Here is a 26,565-nt window from a genome sequence, read left to right as displayed (position 1 = left end):
GGAAGTGAAATTTCTTCCTGCCATTTTTCAAACTATAACTCAACTGACTGAATGAAGAAGAACGCCCTTTTTTTACTGGCCCTCACTTATGTCCTTTTTTCATGTAATAAAGAATCTGGCTCCATTTCAGGCAGCTGGGTTACTGAAATGGATGAACAGCCACAGCATAAATCCGGCTTTACATTAAAAGACGAAGGAACTGCTTCATCCATTAATCTGAATGATAAGGATTACCAGAAATGGGAAAAGCAAGGCAACAGACTGATATTGTTTGGCAAGATCATATCCAATGAACATAATCTTAATTTTACGGATACCTTAAAAATTATCTCTGTAAGTGACAGTACAATGGTTTTGGAAAAATCGCAAGGAGAAAAAATTACCTATACTAAAACAATAAGCGCTGAAAAGCTCATAAGCAAATTTCAGACTTATGCATGTTATGCTTACATGGGCAAAAAAGATACGGCTTTTATGCATATCAATATTGCCGACAGCATTGTAACCGGAAACCTGAAATACGCCATTTTTGAAAAAGACAGCAACGATGGCACATTACAGGGAAAGCTAAAAAATGATACGCTGCTGGCTAATTACACGTTCGTTTCCGAGGGTGTAGAATCGGTTCGTGAAGTAGTGTTCCTAAAAAAAGGAGATGACTGGCTAGAAGGATTTGGAGAAGTAGAAGAAAAAGCCGGATCAGTGATTTTTAAGGATAAAACGAAATTGAAATTCAGGAACGGAATGCTTTTCAAAATGACTGAATGCCCTTGAAATGGGAGGAATGGAGGGAGAAGAAAAGGGAAATTATAGTGGAATTGAATAAGATATTCTGTTTAGCTTCTTTGAAACTGAAATCTGTAACTTTGCCTTTTCTTCTTTGCATTTTATCGACTTTAACTAAAAACAATGAAAAAGATATTTTTGACCTGGTGTATGATCGGGTTAGGATTTAGTTTAACTATCTCTGTGTCAGCACAGGATTTATCAAAAAAGGTTCCGCTTGATCCTGGTGTTAAAATAGGAAAATTAAAAAACGGAATTACTTATTATATCCGGAAAAATGCAGAACCGAAAAACCGGGCTGAATTAAGGCTCGCTGTAAAGGCTGGCTCTATACTGGAAACCGATGATCAGCAGGGATTAGCCCACTTTATGGAGCACATGAGTTTTAACGGAACAACTAATTTCCCAAAAAACGAACTGGTCAACTTTTTGCAAAAAACGGGTGTCCGTTTTGGTGCTGATTTAAATGCATATACTGGTTTTGATGAAACAGTTTATATGTTACCCATTCCAACTGACTCGGCAGGTTTGCTCGACAAAGGGATACAGATTCTGGAAGACTGGGCACATGGAGCGCTTTTGGATCCTTCTGAAATAGAAAAAGAAAGAGGTGTGGTATTGGAGGAATCACGCATGGGACGTGGTGCACAGCAACGTATGCGTGATAAATACCTGAAAATGATCCTGAATAATTCGCGTTATGCAGAGCGTTTGTCTATTGGAAAAGACAGTATTCTGAAAACTTTCAAACCGGAAACAATCAAGGCTTTTTACAAAGACTGGTATCGTCCCGATTTGATGGCCGTAATTGCGGTGGGTGATTTTGATGTGGCAAAAGTAGAAGCAACGATTATCCGGAAATTCAGCTCTATTCCAATAGTTGTAAAACCTAAAAAACGTACGAAATACACGATTCCGCTCGACGGGTCTACCAATGTTGCCATTGTAACTGATCCTGAATACCCGCAAAACGTCATACAGGTGATTTACAAACAACCCGAAAATAAAGTAAAAACACTGAGGGATGTTCGCGACAATATGGCGCAGGAGCTTTATAATGCTATGATAGGACAGCGTATGCAGGAGCTTACCCAAAAAGCAAATCCTCCGTTTTTGTCTGGCGGCAGTCAGTATAGTAATTTTCTGGGGAATCTGGATTCTTATACTTCTTTTGCGCTGGCCAAGGATGCCTCATCTATAGAAACTGCTTTGGTTGCCCTTCTGGATGAAAATGCCAGGGTTCAGAAATTCGGTTTTACGCAACCCGAAATGGATCGTGCAAAAAAAGATTTCCTGAATGCTGTTGAACAGGATTATAAGGAAAGAGATAAAACGCAATCTTCTAATTATGTGCAGGAATATCTGGACAATTTCCTTCATGATGAGCCTTTTATGAGCTCAGAAGCTTATTATGAGCTTGTAAAGAAAAATCTGGATGGCATAGCCCTGACTGAAGTAAATGCTTTGGCAAAAAAATACATTACCGACAAAAACCGTGCAGTGGTTGTAATGGGGCCTGAGAAGAGCAAAGATGCACTTCCTACCGAAGGAAAAATTCGCGCATTGCTTTCCGATTCCGGTAAAGATGTTACGGCATATGTTGACGATGTACTGGACTCTCCGCTCTTAACAACTGAACCTAAGGCGGGAACAGTGGTAAGTGAAAAATCTTTTGAAAAGTTGGGAATGACAGAATTGGTTTTGTCCAACGGAGTGAAAGTAATGCTGAAACCAACCGATTTCAAAAATGATGAGATTCTTCTGAAAGCGACCGGAAAAGGCGGATATTCTTTATTCCCGGGTGAACGTGAAACAGGTATTTTTGCAAGTTATATGATCCAGTCAGGAGGAGTCGGACCCTACAATCAAACGCAGCTTCAAAAATTTCTTGCCGGAAAAACTGTAAGTGGCGGGCCGTACCTGAATGAACTGACCGAAGGTGTCGGCGGAAGTACAAATCCAAAGGACCTGGAAACTACACTGCAATTAATCTATGCTTACTTTACTGAGCCGAGGAAAGATGCAGAAGTAGTAAGTGGCATCCTGACTAACCAGAAAGCATATCTTGAAAATATGAAGAAAACACTGACTCCTGAGAAAGTGTTTTCGGATACACTGAATGCTGTGTTATCCAATTATAATCCGGATCGCCGGCCATTGACACCGGAAAGTGTTGACAAAGTAAGCCTGGATCGTGCAGTGACTATTTACAAAGATCGCTTTGCTGATGCTTCTGACTTTGTATTCACTTTTGTGGGTGCTTTTAAAATAGATGAAATAAAGCCATTACTGGAAAAATATCTGGCTTCACTGCCTTCCACTGATCGTGATGATACTTATAAACATCCGAATATTTATCCTCCAAAAGGCCGTATAGAAAAGACAGTTTATAAAGGATTAGAACCAAAAAGCCGTGTATCGCTGATCTCCAGCGGAGAATACAATTACAATCCTGAAAACAATATCCAGATCGAAGCCTTGCAGGAAGTATTAAAGATTAAGTTGATCGAGTCATTACGTGAAGAAGAAAGTGGCGTGTATGGCGTAAGCGTTTCAGAAAGCACCGACAAATTCCCAACCGGCCATTTCCGTTTCAGTATCGGATTTGGCTGTGCACCCGAAAACGTCGATAAACTGGTAAAACGTGCCCAGAAGGAAATTGCCAAAATCAAACAGAACGGAGCTGATCCGAAAGACATTGAAAAATTTGTAGCCGAAACTAACCGAAAAATGGAAACGGCTGTAAAAACCAATGGCTTCTGGCTCGATTACCTGGATGACAATACCTTTCTGGGAGATAATCTGGACGAAATTTTTCAACAGGATAAGTTGCTCAAATCTATTACTATAGAGAGTACCAAAGCAGCAGCAATTCAATATTTTAATGATGACAATTTCATTAAAGTGGTGTTGATGCCTGAGAAAAAGTAGAGTAAAAACACTTTGGCTAAAGCCATCTGGTTCTTAGATATCTTTAGCCAAAGTTCTTTCCATATCATGTCCTATAAATCTTCTTCAATCCGTCAATCAAAAACATCAGATCATTCAGGCGGATCTCATACATAGTACTCAGCATCATCCCAAGCTTTCCTGCCGGAAAACCTTCACGTTCAAACCATTCCAGATATGAAACCGGCAAGTCGATAATCAGCCAGTCTTTATATTTCCCAAAAGGCATACGGTATTTGATAAGCTCTTTCAGAATTTCAGTATTGGGTTGAGGAATTTCTTTCATTGAGTTTAAGAGATAAGTATTTCAAATTTAAAGTTTTAGATTAAACAGGAATTTTCTAATACAACTCACTTCCCAGCTCTCAGCTTCACAATCAGATCCGTTTTTATATCAAATAGCTCTTTTTCCAAACCTACCGGATAGGTATGCGGGTTTACAAAACGTTTTATTCCTTTGTGGAAATGTAGCAGCTGATCCTGTACCCTTGTCCTTGTTTCATGAATTGATGGAAGTGTATAAATTAATTTACCATTTGCAAAGACCGGCACAAGCAGATCTTCGTAAGAAGCCGTTTCAGAAAAAGACCTGTTTTTGGTAAAATCGTAAGGATCTACCATAGTCGCTTTTCCGGTCAGCGGAGTTTCAATATTGAAGATCATGTCCGAAATAAATCCCTTCTGCATCCTGAAACCGCCGTACCTGCTGAATCCCAGGCGTTGATACTTTGATAGCCTGTTCCGATAACTTTAATTTATAATCCCATTCTCCATTTTCATTTTTGATTGCAGCAAGCTTGAAAACACCGCCCAACGCAGGCTGGTCATAAGCGGTTACCAGTTTGGTGCCAATTCCCCATACATTGATTTTTGCGCCCTGGATCTTCAAACTGTCCATAATATACTCATCCAGATCGTTGCTGGCTACAATATTTGTTTTTTCAAACCCCGCTTCATCCAAAAGCTTGCGTGCTTCAATACTCAGATAAGCAAGATCGCCTGAATCCAGACGAATTCCGCCCAGGTCAAAGCCACGCTCCCGAAGCTGGTTTCCCACTTTAATGGCGTTTTCTACTCCATTCAGCGAATCGTAGGTATCGACCAGCAACGTAACATTGTTTGGCATATACTGCGCATAAGTTTCAAATGCTTCCTGTTCAGTATCAAACGACATGACCCAGCTATGCGCATGTGTTCCTTTGACTGGTATACCATAAAGTTTTCCGGCTAATACATTTGATGTTGCATCAAAACCGCCTATATAAGCTGCCCGGCTCGCAGTCATTCCTCCATCCGGACCTTGTGCCCGTCGTAATCCAAATTCGAGCAGAGCATCATCTTTTGCAACCAGACGCATTCTCGCAGCTTTTGTAGCAATAAGCGATTGAAAATTAATCAGGTTCAGCAATGGGGTTTCCAGTAACTGGCATTGCAGGATCGGGCCTTGTATCCTCAATAAAGGTTCATTTGGGAAAACAGCCGTTCCTTCGGGCACAGCGTCTACACTGCACTGCAATTCCATGGTACGCAGATATTCCAGGAATTCAGGTTCAAACAGTTTTTGTCCGTCATTTCCCTCTAATGAACCAACATATTCGAGATCTTTTTCATCAAAACGATATTCATTTAAATAATCAATTACACTGCTTAGTCCGCATGCAATTGTAAATCCACCCTGAAAAGGATGTTTCCTGAAATATAAATTAAAAACTGCTTCCTGTTCTGCTTTACCTGATTTCCAATAGCCGTAGGCCATCGTAAGCTGATATAAATCGGTCAATAACCCAAGTGAGGTGTCGTAAAGGCGGTTAATCATTGTTTGATTCGTATATAGATATGAACTGCCAATTACTTAAAAAAATACGGTTTTAACTAAAACAGAAGAGATATGAACCACTTCTAAAGCCAGATTTTTCAATTTTTAAGAGACGAATGTGATCTTGGGATTACTATTTTATCGTATATAAAAACTCATTAAGATTTACTTCAGTCGCTACTAATCAATGTTATGGATCATACAATAGAAGCTAAAATCAAAATCGTTTCAACAAATATCAGGAAGATCAGAGAGTATAGAAATTACACGCAGGATTATCTGGCAATGAAACTGGGCATTTCACAGAATGCATACAGCAAGATAGAACTGGCTTATACCCGTATCACATTAGAACGCCTGATACAGATCGCACAAATCTTAGAAGTTGATTCTGTTGACCTCTTGTCTACTAATAGTGAAAATCTGATCCGGTTGCATACAACTGATTTAAAGCACAATAGGTAAAATATTTAGTAAACCCTTCCTTTATAAATAATCAGGATGTAAAAGTGCTCTGTTATAACAGATACTAAACCTGCAACCCTCCTCTTTCCTTTCTGATCATTTCTTTATCCCATATTTTATTCTGGAAGCAGAATAAAACCCGGATAAAATCCAGCCTTCATTCATACCGGTTTTCAACCACTCAAACTTTTTTCCTGGCTTCGTGCAACATTCCTGCTTCACTTTGCATCTATGATTTGAGTTGCAAAATCTACACTTCCATTCAACACACGAAAAGAACCATTCATATAATTTTAGGTTCTATGCTATACCAAGTACTTATCTTTGCAATGTACTGAAACCAAGAAAAGAGTTACTTAAAAATTGATCAGGTAATTTTTAAAAATTTCAGTAAAACATAACTCATTTATTAGCCATGAAATTCTTTATTAACCTAACTGCAGCACTGCTGCTGAGCGCTAGCTTTGTGCTTGCTCAAACACAAAGTTCAAGCCCGGCCCCCGGAAAAGTCTCCGGATCAGTCCTGGATGAAAAATCAGCCCCATTTCCATTTGTTAATGTTCTTTTATTACAGGCCAAAGATTCTGTCCTGATAAAAGGATTAGCAGCCGATGAAAATGGTAAATTCTTATTTGATCAGATACATGATGGCCAATATTTGACGCTGGTTTCCATGGTTGGCTATCAGAAAGAGTACAGCAAAGTTTTCTCTATTAATAAAAACACAGTCAATCTTCCTGTAACTTCTTTAAAAACCGATACCCAGTCCTTAAATGAAGTTACTGTTGTTGCCAAAAAACCATTCATCGAACAGCAGATCGACCGAACGGTCATTAATGTAGAGAATAGCATTGTATCTGCCGGTGCAACTGCACTCGAAGTACTTGAACGTGCCCCCGGCGTTACAGTCGATCAGCAAAACGAACAATTGAAACTACGTGGTAAAGCTGGTGTAATTGTTCAGATCGATGGTAAACAGACATTCCTCTCACAACAGGAGCTCATTACGCTGCTTCGCAATACACCCAGCGACAATATTGAGAAGATAGAACTGATCACCAATCCTTCTGCAAAATATGACGCTGCCGGGAATTCAGGGATTATTAATATCAAAATGAAGCGGAATAAAAGCTATGGTACCAATGGTAACATCAGTTTGGGTGTTGCTTATGCCAGATATGCAAGGGAAAACGCAACGGCGACGCTTAATCACCGTGCAGGTAAAATCAGCACATTTATCAGTGCAGGAACATTTTTTAACAAAGGTTTTAACAACAATACCATTTATCGCAGAATACCATTTGAAGACAATGTTACTTATTTTGACCAGCGGACTGAACGAACCAACAAATCCCAGTATCATAACATACGCGCCGGAATTGACTATAATGCCACGGATAAATCAACTTTTGGAATACTGGTTTCTGCATTTCATAATGATTTCAGTAATCCTTTCGGACAAACCAATACCCGGATACTAAATGAAGATCTCAGCCTTCAGAGAACTTTCAGAACGAATGTTTTTAATGGCGGCAATATGAATAATATCAGTACAAACCTGAACTTCAAGCATCAGTTTGACGACAAAGGAAAAGAACTGACGTTCGATGTCGATTATGTGAATTACTCCGGAAAGAAAAACAGTAACCTGAACACGCAGTACTCCAATGCTGCCGGTGAGCAGGATGGCAGCCCTGAACAGGTACGGAATAATATGCCTTCGGCAATCAATATTGGTGTTTCCAAGCTGGATTATACACAGCCATTATGGAAAGGCAAGTTTGAAACCGGATTAAAAACCAGTTATGTTACTTCCGACAATAATATGGTTTTTGAAACGAAAGCAGATGACTGGGTACTTGATCCGACGCGTTCCAACCAGTTTAAATATACTGAAAACGTAAATGCGGCTTATCTTAATTACAGCGGAAGCATTTCTAAGAAAATCAAATACCAGCTGGGTTTACGCGGCGAGCACACACATTCCATTGGGAACTCGGTTACCTTGAACCAGAAACGCGACCGGAATTATGTAAACCTTTTCCCAAGTGTTTTCCTCTCCAATCAGCTGGACACGAATAACGTACTGAATCTTTCGTACAGCCGCCGCATCGACCGGCCCAATTACCAGTCGCTGAATCCGTTCGAATTCTACCTTGATCCATACACATTCCAACGTGGGAATCCGAACCTGAAACCACAGTATACCAATTCATTTCAGTTGGTACACGTCTATAAAAATTTCCTGAACACTACTTTGGCTTACAGCCGGATCAAAGATATGATCGCCAACGAGCTGCCGCAACAGATTGCTTCCGAAAATAAAACGTTTGTAACATCCGACAACCTAGATCATCAGGATAATATCAGCCTCACGATTTCGGCACCCATTCCGATCACAAAATGGTGGACATTCCAGAGCAACTTTACGGGCGTATACAATTATTACAACTCTTATTATCTGGAACAACAGTTAAAAATCCAGCAGATTTCCTGGAACATGTACGGAAACAACCAGTTTACCTTACCAAAAGGCTGGTCGGCGGAAATTTCGGGATGGTACAACAGCCGGGCATTTTATGGATTGTATGCAGCAAAACCAATGGGTATGGTAAACGCCGGAATTCAAAAGAATATCATGAATAAAAAAGGAACAATACGCCTGAATGTCAACGACATATTTTGGACAAACCGTTTCAATGCACGTGCCCAATATAAGGATATTGATTTTTCAGTTCGTTCAGAATGGCCGAGCCGGCAGTTCAGGCTAACGTTCACGTATAGCTTTGGTAATCAGAATGTAAAAGGGGCACGCCAGCGTAACACAGGATCGGATGATCTTCAAAAACGTGCAAGTGGCGGCAGTTGATAAGGAATTTCAGCTTTCTCGAGAGCTCTATTCATAAATTAGTTAGGTTTGTTATACAGAAAAACCATCCCGCGCTTGCAGGATGGTTTTCTTGTTTTCTGATGGCGCCAACCTCTGATGGCTCGAACATCACGTTCGGGATTCTCTGATGGCTCGAACGTCACGTTCGGGATTCTTATTTTAAGGCCTCCGGCCGATTACTCTAAAAACCGCTAATTAAAATCTAAGCTTCCAAAGCAGCAACGCCCGGCAAAACTTTACCTTCCATGTATTCAAGTAATGCACCACCACCTGTGGAAACATAACTTACGCGGTCTCCGTATCCTGAATTGTTGATAGCAGAAGCAGAATCACCACCGCCAATCAATGAGAACGCATCATTTTCCTCAGTTGCAGATACTACCGACTCAGCGATCGCATTGGTTCCCTGAGCAAAATTCGGGAATTCGAAAACGCCCATCGGGCCATTCCAAAGTACCGTTTTCGATTTGGCAATAATATCAGCAAAAATCTTAATTGATTCAGGCCCGATATCCAAACCCTGCCAATCGTCAGGAATCTGTCCTGCCGGCACAACTTCGCGGGCCGCATCGTTGCTGAATCCGTCAGCAATAACAGTATCAACCGGCAAAATCAAGTTAACACCTTTCTCTTTCGCTTTCTTTACCAGTTCAAGTGTAAGCTCTTGTTTGTCTGCTTCCAATAGCGATTTACCAATATTTCCGCCAGTTGCTTTTGAAAAAGTATATGACATTCCTCCGCCGATAATCAGGTTATCAACTTTGTCAATCAGCTTTTCAATAATCAATATTTTATCAGATATTTTTGCTCCGCCCATAATCGCAGTGAAAGGACGTTCTGAATGCTCAAGAAGTCTTTCAGCATTTTCAAGCTCAGCCTGCATCACATAACCGCAAACTTTATCTTTGAAAAACTTGCCAATTACAGCTGTTGAAGCATGTGCACGGTGTGCAGTTCCAAAAGCATCCATTACCCAAACATCTCCGAGTTTAGATAATTTTTCAGCAAACTCCTCATTTCCTTTTTCTTCTTCTTTATAAAAACGAAGGTTTTCCAGAAGCAAAACTTCACCAGGCTGCAAAGCGGCTGCCAGTTCAGTAGCGCTTTCTCCAATACAATCGTCAGCAAATTTCACTGTTTTACCCAAAATCAGGGACAATGGATTTACCAGATGCTTTAATGAATATTTTTCCGTCGGGCCATCTTTCGGACGTCCCAAATGAGACATCAGAATAACTGATCCGCCTTCATTCAGAATCCTGGTGATTGTAGGGATAGTAGCGCGGATTCTTGTATCATCCGTGATCTCAAATTTGTCATTTAGCGGCACGTTGAAATCAACGCGGACAAGAGCTTTTTTGCCAGAAAAATTGTAAGAATCTAATGTTGTCATGGGCATGTAAAATTGTTTTCCATTGAAAACAAATGTAAGTCAATTCTTTATAAAATACTATGTTAGTATAAAAAAGGCGCATGTTGGATTATTTTAATCCTATTTATACTTAATATTTTTCCAAAAACAATAAAACATTAATATTGACTGATATTCCTGAAACTTAGGTAACTATTCCTTGTTATGTTCAGAAGGCGTCAGGTAAGCAAAACGACCAAGATTTTACACAGACAGAAAAACGTTGCTTTATTCTGTGTTTAACTATCTTAATTTTACGTTAAGAATATTATTAATATTTGTTTTAAAAACCGTGCAAAATATAGAGTTTCCGCAGGATCTTCCCCCAAAATACTACCACGATTACTTCGGCTATGTACTGAATTTCGTTCGTAGAATGTACGAGCCTGTATTAAATGAAAATGAAATCAATTTCCTGAACCAGTATAATGCACTTTCGGAAGATGCACAGTGTCTTTTTATTCGTTTCAGCAATCGCAGCAAATCGTTTTTTCGTGTTAACAGTTTGTCCTATTCTGAAATCATTGATATACCGGCAGTACTGGAAGAATTATTTGATAAAAAATTCATAGAAACACTTTGTGACGATCACCAGGACCGGCTCGAAGAAGTCATGAATCTTTTCACCAAAGAGCAGCATCTGGAATTCACAAAAATCCTGAAACCGGACGTAATGCCGGCGAAAAGCATTAAAAAGCCTGATCTGGTCCGCTGGCTGATTTATGAATACGATTTCAAAACATTATGCGAAGTAATCGGTCAAAGTGAACCAGTCATCAAAGTCACGTATGAAGGTGAAGTGATGATCATGAAATTTCTGTTTTTTGGGAACAGGTATGCAGACATGACTGAATTTGTGATCCGTGATCTGGGGCATGTACGTTTTCAGTCGTTTGATGAGCAGCATTTGTCCATACAATTCGAAACCCGGAAAGATGTAGACGATACCCTGATGGTTTCGCTCATGAAAGAAACTTTTGATATCATGAAACAGGAGTTTCCACCAGAGGAAATTTTTGACTGGTTTATGAACTGGCAGGTTGGTGTGGCCGGGAATTTAAGTCCGAAGGCACTTCCGTCTTATAACCAGTTCATACTGAGAGTGAGCGCATGGCTTGAAAGAAAAAAATGCTTTCGCAGGCACTTAGTATCTATCAGCTTACCAATAATGCACCTGCACGTGAAAGGCGTGTCCGGCTGCTGTACAATCTCGGTGAAATAGATGAAGCGCTGGCACTTTGCGAGGAAATTGCAGAAAATCCGCAAAATGCTGATGAGCGTTACTTCAGTGAAGATTTTTATGAAAAGATCAATAATAAAAAGAAAAGGATTGTCAAACGTACGACGCAGGCACTGAAATCGGCCGGAGCCATTGATATTCCGATCATGTACCGTTACCAGGTCGAGCTGGGTGCCATTCATTATTACCGGGAACAGGGTTTTGAAGCCGTTTTCAGTGAAAATGAACCCTGGCGTTCGTTGTTTGGCTTGCTGTTTTGGGATATTATTTATGACATGAACGTAAAAGCCATTCATAATCCGTTGCAGCGTGTTCCGAGTGATTTTTTCCTTCCAGATTTTTATTTGAAACGCTCTGAACAATTACTGGAAAGAATGAAAACAGCTGACACAAGGGAAGCTATTGAAGAAATAGTAAAGAAAACGTATCATGAAAAACTAGGACTCACAAACGTGCTTGTATCTTGGTATGAAGGTTCTTTGGAAAAAGTCCTGACCCTTATTTCCTGGCTTACACCTGAGCAGATACATGCGGTGCTTTTGGAAATTGCATACAATCTGCGGGAAAATACGCGTGGTTTTCCGGATCTGATGGTTTGGAATGAAACAGAATATGCTTTTATAGAAATCAAATCACCAACGGATCATTTATCGTCACGGCAATTACACTGGCAGCATTTCTTTTTGGAACACGGTATCCAGAGCAGGATTGTACGCGTGAGGTGGATAAAAGAAGCGGAAACTTCAAATTTGGCTGTAAATTGAGTTTTCAAACCAGACTTGGTCATTTTTCAGTATTATTACAATACAATTAACAAAACATAATAGATGAGGCTACGAAAATTCCTGCTGGGAGCGGCAATGCTTGCCTGGTCCGGTACTGCTTTTGCGCAAACTAAAACTGATGATGTTAAGACCTTTACGTTGAAAAATGGCATGAAATTTCTGGTTCTGGAAGATCATTCCATTCCAACTGCCAACATGTACCTGTTCTGGAAAGTGGGTTCACGCAATGAAGTCCATGGCATTACAGGCCTCTCCCACTTCTTTGAGCATATGATGTTCAACGGCTCCAAAAACTACGGCCCTAAGCAATTCGACCAGGTTATGGAAGCAAACGGTGGTTCCAATAATGCATACACAACCGAGAACGTAACAGTATATACGGACTGGTTTCAAAAAGATGCACTTGAAACGATTTTCAAACTGGAATCTGACCGGATTGCTGATCTGAGTATTGATCCGAAAATGGTTGAAAGTGAAAGAGGTGTCGTGCTTTCAGAACGCAGTACAGGCCTTGAAAACAGCAATTATAGATTAATCGGAGAATTAGTACAATCCGTAGCTTTTCAGGAACATCCTTATATGTTTCCTGTAATTGGCTTTGAATCAGACATTAAAAGCTGGACGCAAAAGGATTTGGAAACGTATTTCAAAACGTACTATTCACCCAATAACACTACTGTGGTTGTTACAGGAGATATTACATTAGATCAGGTACGGAAACTGGCTGACCAATATATGGCTCCAATCGTAGCAGGCGCATTGCCTCAAAAAATACGGACCATCGAACCTCAGCAAAACGGAGAACGCAGGGTTACGGCCTATAAAGACATTTCTACACCTAACGTATTGCTTGCTTATCATACTCCACAAACCGGACATGAGGATTATTATGCACTGGATTTGTTCAGCAGTATATTATCTTCCGGTAATTCCTCACGACTTGTAAAATCGCTTGTGATGGACACAACCATTGCTTCCAGGGTTTTTACATTTTTGGGAGAAGGCTTTGATCCTAACCTTTTCAACATTTATGCGATTGCCGGAAACGGTATTTCTGCACAGGATCTGGAAAAGGCGGTACTTTCACAAATTGACAATATTGCTAAAAATGGCGTGTCGGAAGCAGAACTGCAAAAAGTTAAAAACCAGAAACTGATGGAATTCTATCATTCTTTGGAAACGATCAATGGGAAATCGAATAGCCTGGGAACGTATGATGTATTTTTTGGCGATTACCGGAAAATGTTTGATGCACCACAAGAATATCAAAAAGTGACAGCAGAAGATATCAAACGAATTGCTGGCAAATATTTTACTGAAAGAAACAGGACTGTCGGATATTTATTACCGGAAAAAGCGGAAAAGGTTTCGACTAAGTAAAGGCCTGAAATTCACTAAAACACAAGAATCTATTTATTAGAAAAAATATGAAACATATCATCTTTGTGCTGTTCGCGATGATCTCCATATCAGCCATTGCCCAGAATAATTTTAAAGTACCCAAATACGAAAAATTCAAACTAAAAAACGGACTGACTGTCTTTCTTATGGAACAGCATGAAGTCCCGCTTATCAACGTTTCAGCTGTATTTGATGCAGGTTCGATCCATGACAGCGAACGTTATGGATTAGCCAGCCTTACCGCAGATGCTTTAACATTTGGCACAAAAAAATATACAAAAGCCCAGATAGAAGAAATGACGGATTTTGTTGGTGCTGATCTGCGGACTTATATCAGTAAAGATAATTCGGGTGTTACGTCTTCTTTTGCCGTGAAAGACCAGGATAAGATTTTTGATATCATTCAGCAGGTTTTGATGTTTCCTGTTTTTGATATTACAGAGTTTGATAAACACAAACAAAGGACATTGCTCGAACTGGAACAGCAAAAAGAAAGCCCGCGAACGGTTATAGGAAATTATTTTAATGAATTTGTATTCAAAAACTTTCCTTACGCAACTCCGGGTGATGGTATCAAATCTACTGTTGATAAAATTTCGGCAGGAGACGTAAAATCTTTTTATACAAGCAATTACACCACAGGAAAGGGTGCGATTGCCGTTGTCGGCGATTTCAAAACGGCTGATATGAAAAAAAGATTACAGGTCTTTTCGGAGAATGGAAAACAGCAGAATCCAGAATGATCAAACGTGTTGCTCCTGACCTAACTTTCGAAAAAAGCCGTGTTCTGTTGGTCAACAAAGAAGATGCAAGAGAAACTACTTTTTTAATTGGCGGACAGGGTGTCGATTATAATTCAGTTGATTATGTGCCGATTATGGTTGTGAATACGATTCTGGGCGGACGTTTTACTTCATGGCTTAATGATGCTCTGCGTGTAAATTCAGGTTTAACTTACGGTGCAAGCAGCAGGTTTTCACGTTATAAATATGCCGGAACATTTGCGATCAGCACTTTTACCAAAAACGCAAGTACAGTTCCGGCTATTGATATGGCTTTAAGTGTACTGGATAGCCTGCATAAATCCGGCATTGATGAAACTACGCTTGCTTCGGCCAAATCGTACGTAAAGGGAGACTTTCCGCCGAATTATGAATCTGCCGGTGCATTGGCACGTTTGCTGACAGATATGTTTGTATTCAATTTTGATGAAAATTATATCAATACTTTTCAAACCAAAGTAGACGGACTGACGACTGCGCAAGCCAAAGAAATTATTGCCAACTATTTTCCGAAAGAAAAACTGCAATTTGTATTGGTCGGAAAAGCCAGTGAGATCAAAGAACAGGTTAAAAAATATGGCGAGATAACTGAAAAAGAAATTAAGGCAGACGGATTTTAAATATTAACATCGGCTTTCGGCAATCGGATAAATCCATTTTGGATATTAATTGAACGATTGCCGACGGCCGAAAGCCGAAGTTCTGGTTACTTTCTGTAATCTAATGCCGGTTTACGATCTCCAACCATTGCATCATATTTAAAGTTGGCACCTCTTGCTTTTAGCCAGTCTGCGTGGGCTTTTTCGATTAAAGCAGGATCTTTGAACAGATCAATGGCCGTCAATGCAAGCGTTTTGGAAGCCACCATCATACCTTTTTTTCCAATGTCGGTTCCACCGGCAGCTACTGCCTGCCAGCTATGTGCTGGTGTACCGGGCACCCAGGTTGCAGCCCCAAATCCGACTGTTGGGACAGCCCAGCTTACATCACCAACATCTGTTGACCCACCGAGCGCTTCCGGGTTTGCAGAGAACGGCGTAACTGCGGCAGCATCTGTGTATGTAGGTTTTGCGCCTTCTGAAGTCGTTAGTGAGGCAATGATTTTCTCTGAAAATGAAATCTCTTCCGGCGTATAGCTTACACCTCCAACAGCTTCAAGATTTTTGTATAAAACACGTGAAAGAGATTCAATCGGCAGTAAATCGTAAGCGCCGCCAGTAACTTCTACTTCAACTTTTGTACCTGTTCCCATAGCTGCACCTTTGGCAGCTTCCATGATTCTTTCCCAAACACCTTTCACAACGTCCCTATTGCTGTGACGCGCATAATAGTAAACTTCTGCAAAAGCAGGAACAACATTTGGCGCTTCTCCACCCCGGGTTATTACATAATGAATCTTGGTATCCTGCGGGACGTGTTCACGCATCATATTTACCATATAGTCCATTGCTTCCACACCATCCAATGCCGAACGGCCTTTTTCAGGAGCTCCGGCAGCATGGGCAGCAACGCCGTAAAAACGAAATTTGGCGGAAATATTTGCAAGTGATGACATCGGGTTTGCAGAATTATGATCTCCCGGATGCCAGTGTAAAACAATGTCCGAATTTTTGAACACGCCTTCTCTTACCATATATACTTTTCCCGAGCCACCTTCTTCTGCGGGGCAGCCCATTAATTTAATAGTACCTGTTTTCCCATTTTGTTTCAGCCATTCTTTTACTGCAATTGCGGCCGCCACTGATCCGGTCCCAAAAAGATGATGTCCGCATGCATGACCGGCTTTTTGTCCTTCAATAACTTTCCGCTCCGGAACGGCTTCCTGCGCCATACCCGGAAGCGCATCATATTCAGCCAGGATACTGATTTCCGGTTTTCCTTTTCCATACGTAGCCACAAATGCAGTAGGAATGCCGGCAACACCTTTTTCCAATGTGAAGCCTTCTTTTTCCAATTCTTCTTCAAGGATCGCCGAACTCTTCACTTCCATATAGCCAACTTCTGCCAGATCCCAGATTTTTTTTGAAACATCGCCATAATGGTCTTTTTTCTTGTCGAGACTGACAATAACTTCTTTTTGTTCTTTTGTGACCGTTGTTTGTCCGTAAGTTGTAAAAGTACTCAGACTTAATAAAGTCAGAAATCCCAAATTAATCTTCTTCATTCCTATTGGTTTATTATCAGTTAGATCATTCCCAGGACTCTGCCTGTTTTTACAAATGTAGATTATCATAATTCAAGTTCACATGCAAGTGAAATAACTTTAATCAGGATTTTATTATAGTTAATATCAAATTAAACCATATATTATTTTACCAAAGTACCCAAATACGCATTTATTTACTTCAGGTAGATATATTCATCACCTCATTTTTCAGCATCGTCACTTTTAATAATTTATATGATTTTACCAATATAAATAGAAGTATCGACTGGCTCATGACGTATATATTGTATGTAATCTGTCATTTATACAACGAGTAGGTTTTAAAGACCGTTGATCTTTTTAGTTAGAAATGACAATACCATTTAGAATTATATCCTGAAAATTATTGACATACTGACAATGAATAATTTATTCAAAAAACGCTAAAACTTTACAATATGAACAAAACAAAAAAGACTGGCAGCTATATTTCTGGGTGCTTTGTTAAGCCACGGAGGTTTTGCCCAATCCGGAAAAGCACTATATACAAATCCTGTCGGGGTTCAGGCTTATACTTTTCGGGAGAGCTGGCCCAAAGGAATAGAAGCAACACTGGATACGATTCAGTCTTTTGGTATTACTGAAATGGAAGGAGGACCGCTCAACGGAATGTCGACCGAAGAACTGCGTAAACAGCTGGATAAAAGAGGAATAAAAATGAAGTCTATTGGGGCTGACTATAAAATGCTGGCAGCCAGTACCGACGAAACCATTAAAAATGCCAAAATTCTGGGTGCGGAATACGTGATGGTAGCATGGATCCCTCATGAAAAAACATTCGACCTGGAAACGGCAAAAAAAGCTGTGGAAGATTTTAACAGGTCAGGTAAAATCCTTAAAGAGAACGGAATTACACTTTGTTACCACACGCATGGTTTCGAGTTCGTTCCTTATGCTGACGGCACTTTGTTTGATTATATTGTAAAAAATACAAATCCGGAATATGTATCCTTCGAAATGGATATTTTATGGGTTGCTTTTCCTGGGCAGGATCCGGCAAAGCTTTTAACTAAATATGGTAACCGCTGGAAACTGATGCATTTAAAGGATCTGAAAAAAGGTGTGAAAGGTGATCTGTCGGGCGGAACTCCAACGACCAACGACGTGGCACTTGGAACAGGTTCGATTGACATCCCGGCTGTTTTGAAAGCTGCAAAAAAAGCCGGAATCAAACATTATTTTATTGAAGACGAAAGCCCGTCTTATATCAAACAGATACCGGTAACGATCGCCTACATCAAAGGATTGAAAGAATAATCAGAAAAGCTGGTAATAAACACTAGACGCCTGTAGCCAAAAATTAGCTACAGGTGTCTTTTTTTATTTTTTATTTATTTTCTCAGAATTTGTGACCGATCAGAAACCGGGCAGTCTTAACTGGAAACACACACTTTTAGATTAATACAGCTATACACATTACTATAAAACATTTCATCAATAACTGAAATACACTTCATCGTTTTATAAGTTTACTTCATTAACACACTAGACATTCAAACCTATTTAAAGGCGCACTGCCGATTAAATAGGTTTTTTGTTTTTCCATAAATTGAAATCCATTCTTATTAAAACCGGTCGCCGGCCCTTCTCGCTGCCTAAGGTGCTTCTGGCCTTATCGAGCCGCAATTCTCTTGATAATTAAATAGTTACCGTTTATTTTAAAATAAAACCATTCATGTACTATGCATTGCATAGTAGTGATCATTGCACTTACATTTGTCCTGTTCTTAAATGAACAATTAGCCAAACACCGGAGAGCCGGATCATTCAAAATTTAAACAGCCATGAAAACTTCAGCAAAAAATTTCATTTACGCATTAGCTCTTACTACCGTGCTCGCTTTCAGCGCCTCAGCAGAAGACAAAAAAACAAAGAAAGTTACTGCATTTGGAACCGGGATCTACGCGACCAAAACTGGTAAAATTAATGTCAATGTAAACAAGTATAATGAGAAACTGACAGTAATTCAGCTTCAGGACAAAAGAGGAAATATTCTGTATCAGGAAGTAGTTAACAAAAATGAAACAAAATTCCGACGTTCCCTGGATGTAAATGAACTACCGACCGGTGAGTATACTTTACAAATTATGAGCGATGGCGAAAAACAAATTAAAAAGGTAGAAGTAAATGAAAAACACCCTGAACGAGTAATATCCATGAATTAAGCAGCAGTATTTTTCTAATTCTGATATACATATAAAAAGAGAAGGCAATCGCTGGTTTTGCAATTGCCTTCTCTTTTTATATTAACTTAAGTCTTAAATAACGACGTTTACAATACGTTTTGGAACAACAATAACCTTTTTAGCTACATTTCCTTCCATCCATCTCTGAACCGTTTCATTAGCCAGTACTTCCTTTTCAATATCGGCAGGCGTAGTATCCAATGCAAATGGCAAAGAAATCCTCACTTTTCCGTTGATCTGGATTGGATATTCAAAAATAGCTTCCACAACATATTGAGGCTCAAATTTTGGGAAAGCTGTTTTAGAAACCATTCCCTTTTCATTGCCCAGTGCATCCCAAAGTTCTTCTGTTATGTGCGGAGCGTAAGGAGAAAGCAACACAACCAACTCCTGCAACACAGCCTTACTATGACATTTCAGGGCACCCAGTTCATTTACACAAACCATAAACGCACTCACAGCAGTATTGAAAGAAAAGTGCTCAATATCCTCTTCGATCTTTTTGATTGTCTTGTGCAATACTTTCAACTCTTCCGGCTTCGCGGCTTCCTCTTTTACCAGCCATTGCCCGGTTTCAGAATAAAACAAACGCCAGAATTTACGGATAAAACGATATGTTCCGTCGATGCCATTTGTATTCCAGGGTTTTGCCTGTTCTAATGGCCCAAGAAACATTTCATATAGCCGCAAAGTATCTGCACCATATTTAGTCACAATGTCATCCGGGTTCACAACATTGAACTTGGATTTAGACATTTTTTCTACTTCCACACCGCAATGGTATTTTCCGTCTTCCAGGATAAACTCTGCATTTTCAGCCGATATATCAAAACGGGTTGCTTTGAATTTTTCAATATCAAGAATATCATTTTCAACAATATTCACATCTACGTGCAAAGCAGTGACTTCATATTGTGATCTCAATCCTGCACTTACAAAAACCGGCTTACTAAACTCTTCGCTTTTTACCCGATACACAAAACTGCTCCGTCCCTGGATCATCCCCTGGTTGATCAGTTTTTTGAAAGGCTCTTCCTCAGGAACAAACCCTCTGTCTTTCAAAAACTTATTCCAAAAACGACTGTATAACAAATGTCCTGTGGCATGTTCAGTACCGCCAATGTACAAATCCACATTACGCCAGTAATCAATCGCTTCTTTTGATGCAAACTCTTCGTCATTTTTGGAATCCATGTAACGGTACCAGTACCAGCTGCTGCCAGCCCAGCCCGGCATGGTGCTCAGTTCGTAAGCATTACCTGTGCCATGTTCCCAGCCTTCTGCCCTACCCAATGGTGGCTCTCCGCTTTCTGTTGGCAGGTATTTATCTACTTCCGGTAAATTCAGTGGCAATTCACTTTCTTCCAGTAAATAAGGTATAGGTTGTCCGGTGCTGTCATTTTTATAATAAACCGGCACAGGTTCACCCCAGTAACGCTGACGGCCAAATACGGCATCACGCAAACGGTAATTGATTTTTCCTTTTCCAACTCCTCTTTCTTCAAGCCATTCAATTAATGTTTTATTGGCTTCATTAAACTTCATTCCGTTGATCATTCCTGAATTGATATACTGGCCTTCTTTCGTTGCATCAGCCTGGATATCAATTTCTTTTTGCGCGTCCAGAATCGGAATAATAGGCAGATCAAAATGTTTGGCGAAGTTCCAGTCACGCTGATCACCCGATGGAACTCCCATCACAGCACCAGTTCCATATCCTGCCAAAACATAGTCAGCGATATAAACCGGCACTTTTTCATCATTCGCAGGATTGATCACATAAGCGCCCGTAAAAGCACCTGAAACCGTTTTCACATCCGACATCCTGTCACGCTCCGACCGCTTTTTGGTCATATCAATATATGCGTCAATCTCAGCACGCTGCTCCGGCGTGGTAATTACGTCTACCAATTCATGTTCCGGTGCTATTACCATGAAACTAACTCCATAAATCGTATCAACACGAGTGGTGAAGACTTCAATTATTGGGGAAAAATTGGGAGGAATGGAGGAAGGGGAAGAAGGAAGGGTGGCATCATTCCGTTCCTCCCTTTCCTCCATTCTTCCCTTTCCTTCTATTTCAAACTTAACAAGAGCTCCTACCGACCTTCCGATCCAGTTCCTTTGCTGTTCTTTTAAGGAATCAGTCCATTCTACGGTATCCAGTCCATCCAAAAGGCGCTGTGAGTAGGCAGTGATACGCATCATCCACTGGCGCATTAATTTTTGCACGACAGGATAACCGCCACGCTCTGATACGCCGTCTTTTACCTCATCATTGGACAATACAGAACCCAATGCTGCACACCAGTTTACGGTTGCATCGGCTACATAAGTCAGGCGGTATTTAAGCGTAATTTTATATTGTTCTTCTTCGGTAAAAACATTCCATTCTTGCGCGGTAAAAGCCGGTGTATCCTCATCACAAGGAGCGTTTACATGACTGTTACCATAGTTTTCAAACTTTGCAGTTAATGTTTCAATGGCCTCTGCCTGCTGTGTATCGTTGTTATACCAGCTATTGAAAAGTTCCATAAAAATCCATTGCGTCCATTTGTAATAAGACGGATCAGAGGTGCGGACTTCGCGGCTCCAGTCGTAACTGAAACCAAGGTTTTTCAGTTGTTCAATATATCTGGTAATATTTTGCTCGGTGGTAACAGCAGGATGCTGGCCTGTCTGAATAGCATATTGCTCAGCTGGAAGCCCGAAACTATCGAAACCCATCGGGTGCAAAACATTGAATCCTTTCAGTCTTTTATATCTGGAATAAATATCCGATGCAATGTACCCTAACGGATGCCCCACATGTAAACCGGCACCGGAAGGATAAGGAAACATATCCAACACATAATATTTAGGAAGATCAGAATGATTTTCAACTTTGAAAGTTTGATTACTTTCCCAATAATCCTGCCATTTCTTTTCTATCTCCTTATGACTGTACTCGCTCATCTTCAAGTTATTTGCTATCCCGCTTTTTTATAGGATAATGATCTTTAGTAATTGTGTGACAATAAAATTGCCCGCAAAAATAGTGGTTTTGGTTGTATTACTCGTTGTCGTACTTTATATAAGATCAGAAATACCATTTGAGGTAACTTGTGAAACTAGGACAAACAACAAATTCAGACAGGATTGCAGGATTAACAGAACTGCCAGCCACAGGACCTGAGTTTATATAATAGGCAGATTAAAAAGGAAGGAATTAACCGCAACGGCGCTGCTTTTTACTTTACCTGTACTTATCATTAACCGTTAATTTCTACTTTTGTCTATATTTATTTATATTGCCCGCTTGGCTTTCAAATGAAAAATTGATTATCCAAATCTTAACTTTATACTTCCTGTTTCATTGTGGCTATAAATACCGATAACGTAAAACTGGTTTTTGGACTAAAACTAAAACAACTTCGTCTCGACAAAGGATTATCACTTAGTGAACTTTCTCAAAAGTCAGGGCTATCGTTATCTTATATCAACGAAATCGAAAAAGGAAAAAAATACCCGAAATCAGACAAGATCATTGCCTTGGCCAAGGCCATGGACGTGGATTACGACACACTTGTATCGCTCAAATTAAGCAAACGACTGGAACCGATTTCGGAGTTGCTCAGCTCTAATATTCTTACTGAACTTCCGCTTGAATTATTTGGCATTGATCCGGCTAACTTACTTGAAATACTGTCTGACGCACCTACTAAAATCAGTGCGTTTGTAGGAACGCTGATCGAAATTGCCAGGAATTACAACATGTCCATTGAAAAATTTTATTTCTCGGCATTACGTACTTACCAGGAAATGCACGATAATTATTTTGAGGATATAGAGCTGGAAGCAGAGCGTTTTTTAACATTTCATGACGTTCCTGGTCTTGCACTTTTGGATGAAATTCAACTCGCGGGAATCCTGACAAATAATTACAATTACAAGATTGAGGATATCAACGAAAAAGCGAATCCTGAGTTTGCCAGCGTACGTTCACTAACTATTCCAGGGAATCAGGGGCACCGTCTTTTGATCAATACGCATTTATCTTCTGTACAGAGAGCATTTATTTATGGCCGTGAAATAGGCTATCATTACCTGAACCTTAAAAACCGGCTGCATACCACAGCACTGGTTGAAGCTGAATCATTTGAGCAGCTCCTGAACAACTTTAAAGCATCTTATTTTGCGAGTGCCATTATCATCAGAAGAAGTTTGCTCATTCCAAAACTCGCTGATTTTCTTTTACTAAAAACATGGCAGCCCGAAATGCTGATTGCCATGATCCACGATTTTAATACAACACCGGAATCCTTTTTTTACCGGGTCAGTAACGTTTTGCCCCAGTATTTCGGGATCAACCAGATTTACTTTTCGCGCTTCAATAACTTTGCCGGGCAAAATCTTTTTGATATGACCAAGGAAATGCATATTTCACGTAAGCATTATCCACATACTGTACGTGACGAACATTATTGCAGGCGCTGGGTAGCACTAACGATATTGAATGATCTGGCCGAGCTAAAAGAAAATAAATTAGCGCCCAATATTCTATGCAAGGCTCAAAAATCCACTTACGTTGATTCTCAGGATGAGTACCTGGTAATCAGTTTTGCCCAACCCACAGTTACTACGCCTAACCTCAATGTAAGTGTATCAATGGGAATTTTCCTGGATGAGCAAACAAAGGAAAAGCTTGGCTTTTTACAGGATTCAGCCATTCCACATCGTATAGTAAACCAGACTTGCGAAAGATGTTCTTTATTTGATTGTAAGGAGCGTATTGCTGCGCCGATTATTTTGCAGAAAAAATTCAAAAATGAAGCACTGAGAAATGCGCTCAAAAGGTTAATTAAGTAACGAAAATAATTTTTTGGGTAAAAATAAATAGGATCCATCTCTAATCGTCGGAGAAATAGCTATTTCTTAACATTCAGATCAATAATACAATTAGAAATAGCTTAAAAAGTGATTAATATAAATATTTCGTTTTACTTCCGTTCTATATTTGTATACATATTTGAAGTGATACTATGCCAGGCACGTACGAATTCGAGGATCTTATCTTAAAGCTGTCAACCCCGTTTTATATTTTCCTCATAGGTCTGGAAATATTTTTGACCAACCGTTCAGAAAGGCGTAGTTATACATTTAAAGACAGCGCGACCAATGCAGTTTTAATGCTTATTAATGGTGGAGTTGACCTGCTGTTTCGTACTGCTTATGTGGGAATACTAATATGGTTTTATAATTTCCGCATTATCGAACCCATTGCTAATCAATATATTTATTGGCCAGCTCTTTTCCTGCTGGAAGATCTGGCATTTTACACCCTGCATTATGTCGATCACCACAGCAGGCTTTTCTGGGCAGTCCATGTTACCCATCATTCTTCTGAGCATTTTAACCTGACGACCGGTTTTCGTTCTTCTGTTTTTCAGCCGCTTTACCGGTTTATTTACTTCATTCCTCTGGTTTTGCTTGGATTCAGCCCCGCTGATATTGTAATCATGTATTCGGTTACCCAAATTTACGGGATCATTGTCCATACCGAATATATTAATAAACTGGGCTGGCTTGAATACATTTTCGTAACACCGTCGCATCACCGCGTACACCATGCCAGCAACATAGAATATCTTGACAAAAACATGGGTATGTGCCTTATCATCTGGGACCGGATTTTTGGCACTTTTCAGGAAGAAATCCAGAATGTACCGCCACAATACGGACTGACAAAACCGGCAGGTTCTGATGGATTAAAAGAAACTGTCTTTCATGAATGGAAGGAAATAAGACAAGATTTCAAACAACCAGTTGACCTGAAAACGAAATTCAAATATCTTCTAAAAGCACCTGGCTGGTCACCTGACGGTTCCAGGCAAACAAGCAAGGAATTGCAAAAGAGAATAAGCCAGGAGTAAGCAGTTTGCAATTTTACTCTAAAAGAAAATTCAAAAACCCCATCCTAATATTCAAATTCAGCTTTGTGTTTTTTGATAAACATTTCCCAGGTTACTGGTTGGTTGCCGGTTATCTGATAAAAATTATCAAAAGTATCATCTGCACCCGGAATTGTACCGGCAGCATAACGTTTATAGTGATCGTAAACACAATGCATATACGCCATATCGGCGCCCGCATCTTTCATAGATTGTAAAAATACGTCCGGCGACTGCGGCTGATATTGATAAGGCCTTTTCAAGAGTAATGTCATCATATCAGCAATGTCATCATACGACTTCGCATCATAACCCATTCTGTACGTTTTTCCACCATGCAGATCCGGATGCAAAAGTGATAATGCGGCTACCTGCGCTACATCTTCTACATCCACCCAGCTTTTACGAGCTCCGTCCACATACTGGTTAAAAACACCTTTCGTAACCACTTTCTTGCCGCCATAACTCAACATGTTCTGCATAAAAGTTTCAGGACGCAGGTGTGTAAACGAAAACCCGGACGACTCTATATATTTCTCAACCAGTTGATGCCAGGCCCAATGTGCAACAGTCGTGTCGTCACGTCCGCATGCACCAAGATGAACAATGTGTTTTACACCTGCTTTTTTGGCACTGTCCAAAAAAACCTTGCTCTGCCGCAGCATGTCGACCGTATAACCAGTAACCATAAACACACTTTTAATTCCTTTCAGAGCTGTTGCATGTGTTTGTGAGTCATCAAAATCAAACAAAACCGTGGCTATATCTTTTTTGGCAAATGCCCGGGCTTTATCCGGATTACGTACAGCGGCAACGATCTCTATATCATTATTTCCTTTCAGGAAATTTATTGTTTTACTTCCAACCTGGCCCGTAGCCCCGGTAATTAATATCTTATGAATAGTGGTATTTGGTATGGGTGCGTTAAATAGAAGTGGTAAAGGTAAGGGTTTTCGTTAGGTTATACAGAAACACATACGTAGAAAAGCTTGAAATGGATGCAAAAAAGGCATATATTATATCGCAGGTTTTATCTCATTTCCCAAAGGAACGGATATTGCTACAACCCCCAATGTTCATTTCACCTTTAAAAAACAGAACTATGATCACATTAGCAGATGCCAGAAAAATTATTGCTGCAGCAGAAAACAAGGCAGTTCAAATAGGCCAGCCAATGAATATTGCGGTTGCTGATGCAGGAGGAAATCTGATTGCTCACGTGCGTATGGATAATGCCTGGCTGGGAAGTATTGATATTTCTATCAAAAAAGCTTTTACGTCCCGTGCATTCGATATCAGTACAAAGGACCTTGCTGACAATGCCCAATCTGGTCAGCAGTTTTTTGGGATTCATGCATCCAACGATGGTAAAGTAATGATCTTCGCCGGTGGGATTCCACTTAAAAAAGATGGAAGAGTGATAGGAGCTATTGGCGTAAGTGGCGGTTCAGGCGAACAGGACCATTCGGTGGCAGAAGCTGGTGTGGCTGCTTTTGAAATGAAAACGGAACACACAGAAAATTTCAGACAAAATTAATACTGATACATCAGGCTGCAAGCCTCTGCCCGATCCTGGTTTAGATATCCGGGATCGGGCCTTTTTGTTTCCGGCAGGATTGTTTCCAGCCCTGTCAACGAATTGAAATAATATCCGTTAATAAATCCTGATGTTCTCATATTTGCTACTACTCCCCCTTATCTGCTACAAATCTGGTCAT

Annotated in this window: 18 protein-coding genes and 2 pseudogenes; 13 read left to right on the top strand and 7 right to left on the bottom strand. The window is 40.1% G+C overall.

Going from position 1 to position 26,565, the window contains the following annotated elements:
• Positions 1-51: 51 nt before the first annotated feature.
• Both KZC02_RS22460 and KZC02_RS22455 read left to right on the top strand, forming a co-directional pair.
• Entirely contained in the window at positions 52-774 is a 723-nt protein-coding gene (locus KZC02_RS22460) for a lipocalin family protein (RefSeq protein ID WP_221390733.1), read from the top strand.
• Positions 775-909: 135 nt separating this feature from the next.
• Positions 910-3,717, top strand: coding sequence for a pitrilysin family protein (locus KZC02_RS22455; protein WP_221390732.1), 2,808 nt, complete (start codon positions 910-912; stop codon positions 3,715-3,717).
• Between the two features lie 64 nt (positions 3,718-3,781).
• On the opposite strand, the gene KZC02_RS22450 is transcribed toward KZC02_RS22455, so the two are convergent.
• Both KZC02_RS22450 and KZC02_RS22445 read right to left on the bottom strand, forming a co-directional pair.
• Positions 3,782-4,021, bottom strand: a complete 240-nt coding sequence (locus tag KZC02_RS22450) for a DUF3820 family protein (RefSeq protein WP_221390731.1) — start codon at positions 4,019-4,021, stop codon at positions 3,782-3,784.
• Between the two features lie 65 nt (positions 4,022-4,086).
• Positions 4,087-5,551: pseudogene (locus KZC02_RS22445) on the bottom strand (nicotinate phosphoribosyltransferase).
• A 192-nt stretch (positions 5,552-5,743) separates the two neighbouring features.
• Here KZC02_RS22445 and KZC02_RS22440 point away from each other — a divergent pair.
• Complete coding sequence (locus KZC02_RS22440; protein WP_221390730.1) at positions 5,744-6,016, top strand: helix-turn-helix domain-containing protein; 273 nt, start codon at positions 5,744-5,746, stop codon at positions 6,014-6,016.
• Between the two features lie 415 nt (positions 6,017-6,431).
• Positions 6,432-8,885 carry a TonB-dependent receptor domain-containing protein gene (locus KZC02_RS22435; protein ID WP_221390729.1) on the top strand — a complete coding sequence of 818 codons (2,454 nt, stop codon included), beginning with the start codon at positions 6,432-6,434 and terminating at the stop codon, positions 8,883-8,885.
• Positions 8,886-9,108: 223 nt separating this feature from the next.
• Here the strand turns inward: KZC02_RS22435 and KZC02_RS22430 are convergent, their stop codons facing one another.
• Positions 9,109-10,299, bottom strand: a complete 1,191-nt coding sequence (locus tag KZC02_RS22430; protein WP_221390728.1) for a phosphoglycerate kinase — start codon at positions 10,297-10,299, stop codon at positions 9,109-9,111.
• Between the two features lie 394 nt (positions 10,300-10,693).
• On the opposite strand from KZC02_RS22430, the gene KZC02_RS32080 reads away from it, so the two are divergent.
• From KZC02_RS32080 to KZC02_RS33395, 4 genes and pseudogenes are all read left to right on the top strand, one after another.
• Positions 10,694-11,539, top strand: a complete 846-nt coding sequence (locus KZC02_RS32080) for a hypothetical protein (RefSeq protein ID WP_229253733.1) — start codon at positions 10,694-10,696, stop codon at positions 11,537-11,539.
• The gene (locus KZC02_RS32075; protein ID WP_229253732.1) at positions 11,446-12,321 is read left to right on the top strand and encodes a VRR-NUC domain-containing protein; all 876 of its coding nucleotides are present in this window, start codon (positions 11,446-11,448) and stop codon (positions 12,319-12,321) included. Before KZC02_RS32080 ends, KZC02_RS32075 begins: the two co-directional genes overlap by 94 nt.
• 63 nt (positions 12,322-12,384) lie before the next feature.
• The gene (locus KZC02_RS22420; protein WP_221390727.1) at positions 12,385-13,722 is read left to right on the top strand and encodes a pitrilysin family protein; all 1,338 of its coding nucleotides are present in this window, start codon (positions 12,385-12,387) and stop codon (positions 13,720-13,722) included.
• 47 nt (positions 13,723-13,769) lie between these two features.
• Positions 13,770-15,145: pseudogene (locus KZC02_RS33395) on the top strand (M16 family metallopeptidase).
• Positions 15,146-15,231: 86 nt separating this feature from the next.
• Here the strand turns inward: KZC02_RS33395 and KZC02_RS22410 are convergent.
• A complete protein-coding gene (locus KZC02_RS22410) occupies positions 15,232-16,689 on the bottom strand; it encodes an amidohydrolase (RefSeq protein WP_221390726.1) in 1,458 nt (485 codons plus the stop codon).
• Positions 16,690-17,172: 483 nt separating this feature from the next.
• Here KZC02_RS22410 and KZC02_RS22405 point away from each other — a divergent pair, with 483 nt between their 5' ends.
• Together KZC02_RS22405 and KZC02_RS22400 are read left to right on the top strand one after the other, a co-directional pair.
• Complete coding sequence (locus tag KZC02_RS22405; RefSeq protein WP_229253731.1) at positions 17,173-17,988, top strand: sugar phosphate isomerase/epimerase; 816 nt, start codon at positions 17,173-17,175, stop codon at positions 17,986-17,988.
• Between the two features lie 527 nt (positions 17,989-18,515).
• A complete protein-coding gene (locus KZC02_RS22400) occupies positions 18,516-18,896 on the top strand; it encodes a T9SS type A sorting domain-containing protein (protein WP_221390725.1) in 381 nt (126 codons plus the stop codon).
• 93 nt (positions 18,897-18,989) lie between these two features.
• On the opposite strand, the gene leuS is transcribed toward KZC02_RS22400, so the two are convergent.
• Complete coding sequence (gene leuS / locus KZC02_RS22395; protein ID WP_221390724.1) at positions 18,990-21,872, bottom strand: leucine--tRNA ligase; 2,883 nt, start codon at positions 21,870-21,872, stop codon at positions 18,990-18,992.
• A 402-nt stretch (positions 21,873-22,274) separates the two neighbouring features.
• On the opposite strand from leuS, the gene KZC02_RS22390 reads away from it, so the two are divergent.
• Together KZC02_RS22390 and KZC02_RS22385 are read left to right on the top strand one after the other, a co-directional pair.
• Positions 22,275-23,765, top strand: coding sequence for a helix-turn-helix domain-containing protein (locus tag KZC02_RS22390; RefSeq protein ID WP_221390723.1), 1,491 nt, complete (start codon positions 22,275-22,277; stop codon positions 23,763-23,765).
• A 173-nt stretch (positions 23,766-23,938) separates the two neighbouring features.
• Positions 23,939-24,829 (top strand): sterol desaturase family protein, encoded by an 891-nt coding sequence (locus tag KZC02_RS22385; RefSeq protein WP_221390722.1) that lies wholly within the window; start codon positions 23,939-23,941, stop codon positions 24,827-24,829.
• Positions 24,830-24,873: 44 nt separating this feature from the next.
• On the opposite strand, the gene KZC02_RS22380 is transcribed toward KZC02_RS22385, so the two are convergent.
• On the bottom strand, positions 24,874-25,734 hold the full coding sequence (locus KZC02_RS22380) for an SDR family oxidoreductase (protein ID WP_255637496.1): 861 nt from the start codon (positions 25,732-25,734) through the stop codon (positions 24,874-24,876).
• 215 nt (positions 25,735-25,949) lie between these two features.
• Here KZC02_RS22380 and KZC02_RS22375 point away from each other — a divergent pair, with 215 nt between their 5' ends.
• A complete protein-coding gene (locus KZC02_RS22375) occupies positions 25,950-26,384 on the top strand; it encodes a heme-binding protein (protein WP_221390721.1) in 435 nt (144 codons plus the stop codon).
• Here the strand turns inward: KZC02_RS22375 and KZC02_RS22370 are convergent.
• Positions 26,381-26,524, bottom strand: a complete 144-nt coding sequence (locus KZC02_RS22370) for a hypothetical protein (protein WP_221390720.1) — start codon at positions 26,522-26,524, stop codon at positions 26,381-26,383. The two genes, KZC02_RS22375 and KZC02_RS22370, sit on opposite strands and share 4 nt — an antisense overlap.
• Between the last annotated feature and the right edge of the window lie 41 nt (positions 26,525-26,565).

The sequence above is a fragment of the Dyadobacter sp. NIV53 genome (assembly GCF_019711195.1).
GTDB lineage: Bacteria > Bacteroidota > Bacteroidia > Cytophagales > Spirosomataceae > Dyadobacter.
Note: the sequence above shows the minus strand (reverse complement) of the source record. Positions and strands in the feature narration are given on the sequence as shown.

Excerpts from the sequence above, each read along its gene's own strand:
- KZC02_RS22460 (WP_221390733.1), top strand. The coding sequence starts at position 52 with ATGAAGAAGAACGCCCTTTTTTTACTGGCCCTCACTTATGTCCTTTTT.
- KZC02_RS22455 (WP_221390732.1), top strand. The coding sequence starts at position 910 with ATGAAAAAGATATTTTTGACCTGGTGTATGATCGGGTTAGGATTTAGT.
- KZC02_RS22450 (WP_221390731.1), bottom strand. The coding sequence starts at position 4,021 with ATGAAAGAAATTCCTCAACCCAATACTGAAATTCTGAAAGAGCTTATC.
- KZC02_RS22440 (WP_221390730.1), top strand. The coding sequence starts at position 5,744 with ATGGATCATACAATAGAAGCTAAAATCAAAATCGTTTCAACAAATATC.
- KZC02_RS22435 (WP_221390729.1), top strand. The coding sequence starts at position 6,432 with ATGAAATTCTTTATTAACCTAACTGCAGCACTGCTGCTGAGCGCTAGC.
- KZC02_RS22430 (WP_221390728.1), bottom strand. The coding sequence starts at position 10,299 with ATGACAACATTAGATTCTTACAATTTTTCTGGCAAAAAAGCTCTTGTC.
- KZC02_RS32080 (WP_229253733.1), top strand. The coding sequence starts at position 10,694 with ATGTACGAGCCTGTATTAAATGAAAATGAAATCAATTTCCTGAACCAG.
- KZC02_RS32075 (WP_229253732.1), top strand. The coding sequence starts at position 11,446 with ATGCTTTCGCAGGCACTTAGTATCTATCAGCTTACCAATAATGCACCT.
- KZC02_RS22420 (WP_221390727.1), top strand. The coding sequence starts at position 12,385 with ATGAGGCTACGAAAATTCCTGCTGGGAGCGGCAATGCTTGCCTGGTCC.
- KZC02_RS22410 (WP_221390726.1), bottom strand. The coding sequence starts at position 16,689 with ATGAAGAAGATTAATTTGGGATTTCTGACTTTATTAAGTCTGAGTACT.
- KZC02_RS22400 (WP_221390725.1), top strand. The coding sequence starts at position 18,516 with ATGAAAACTTCAGCAAAAAATTTCATTTACGCATTAGCTCTTACTACC.
- leuS (WP_221390724.1), bottom strand. The coding sequence starts at position 21,872 with ATGAGCGAGTACAGTCATAAGGAGATAGAAAAGAAATGGCAGGATTAT.
- KZC02_RS22385 (WP_221390722.1), top strand. The coding sequence starts at position 23,939 with ATGCCAGGCACGTACGAATTCGAGGATCTTATCTTAAAGCTGTCAACC.
- KZC02_RS22375 (WP_221390721.1), top strand. The coding sequence starts at position 25,950 with ATGATCACATTAGCAGATGCCAGAAAAATTATTGCTGCAGCAGAAAAC.
- KZC02_RS22370 (WP_221390720.1), bottom strand. The coding sequence starts at position 26,524 with ATGAGAACATCAGGATTTATTAACGGATATTATTTCAATTCGTTGACA.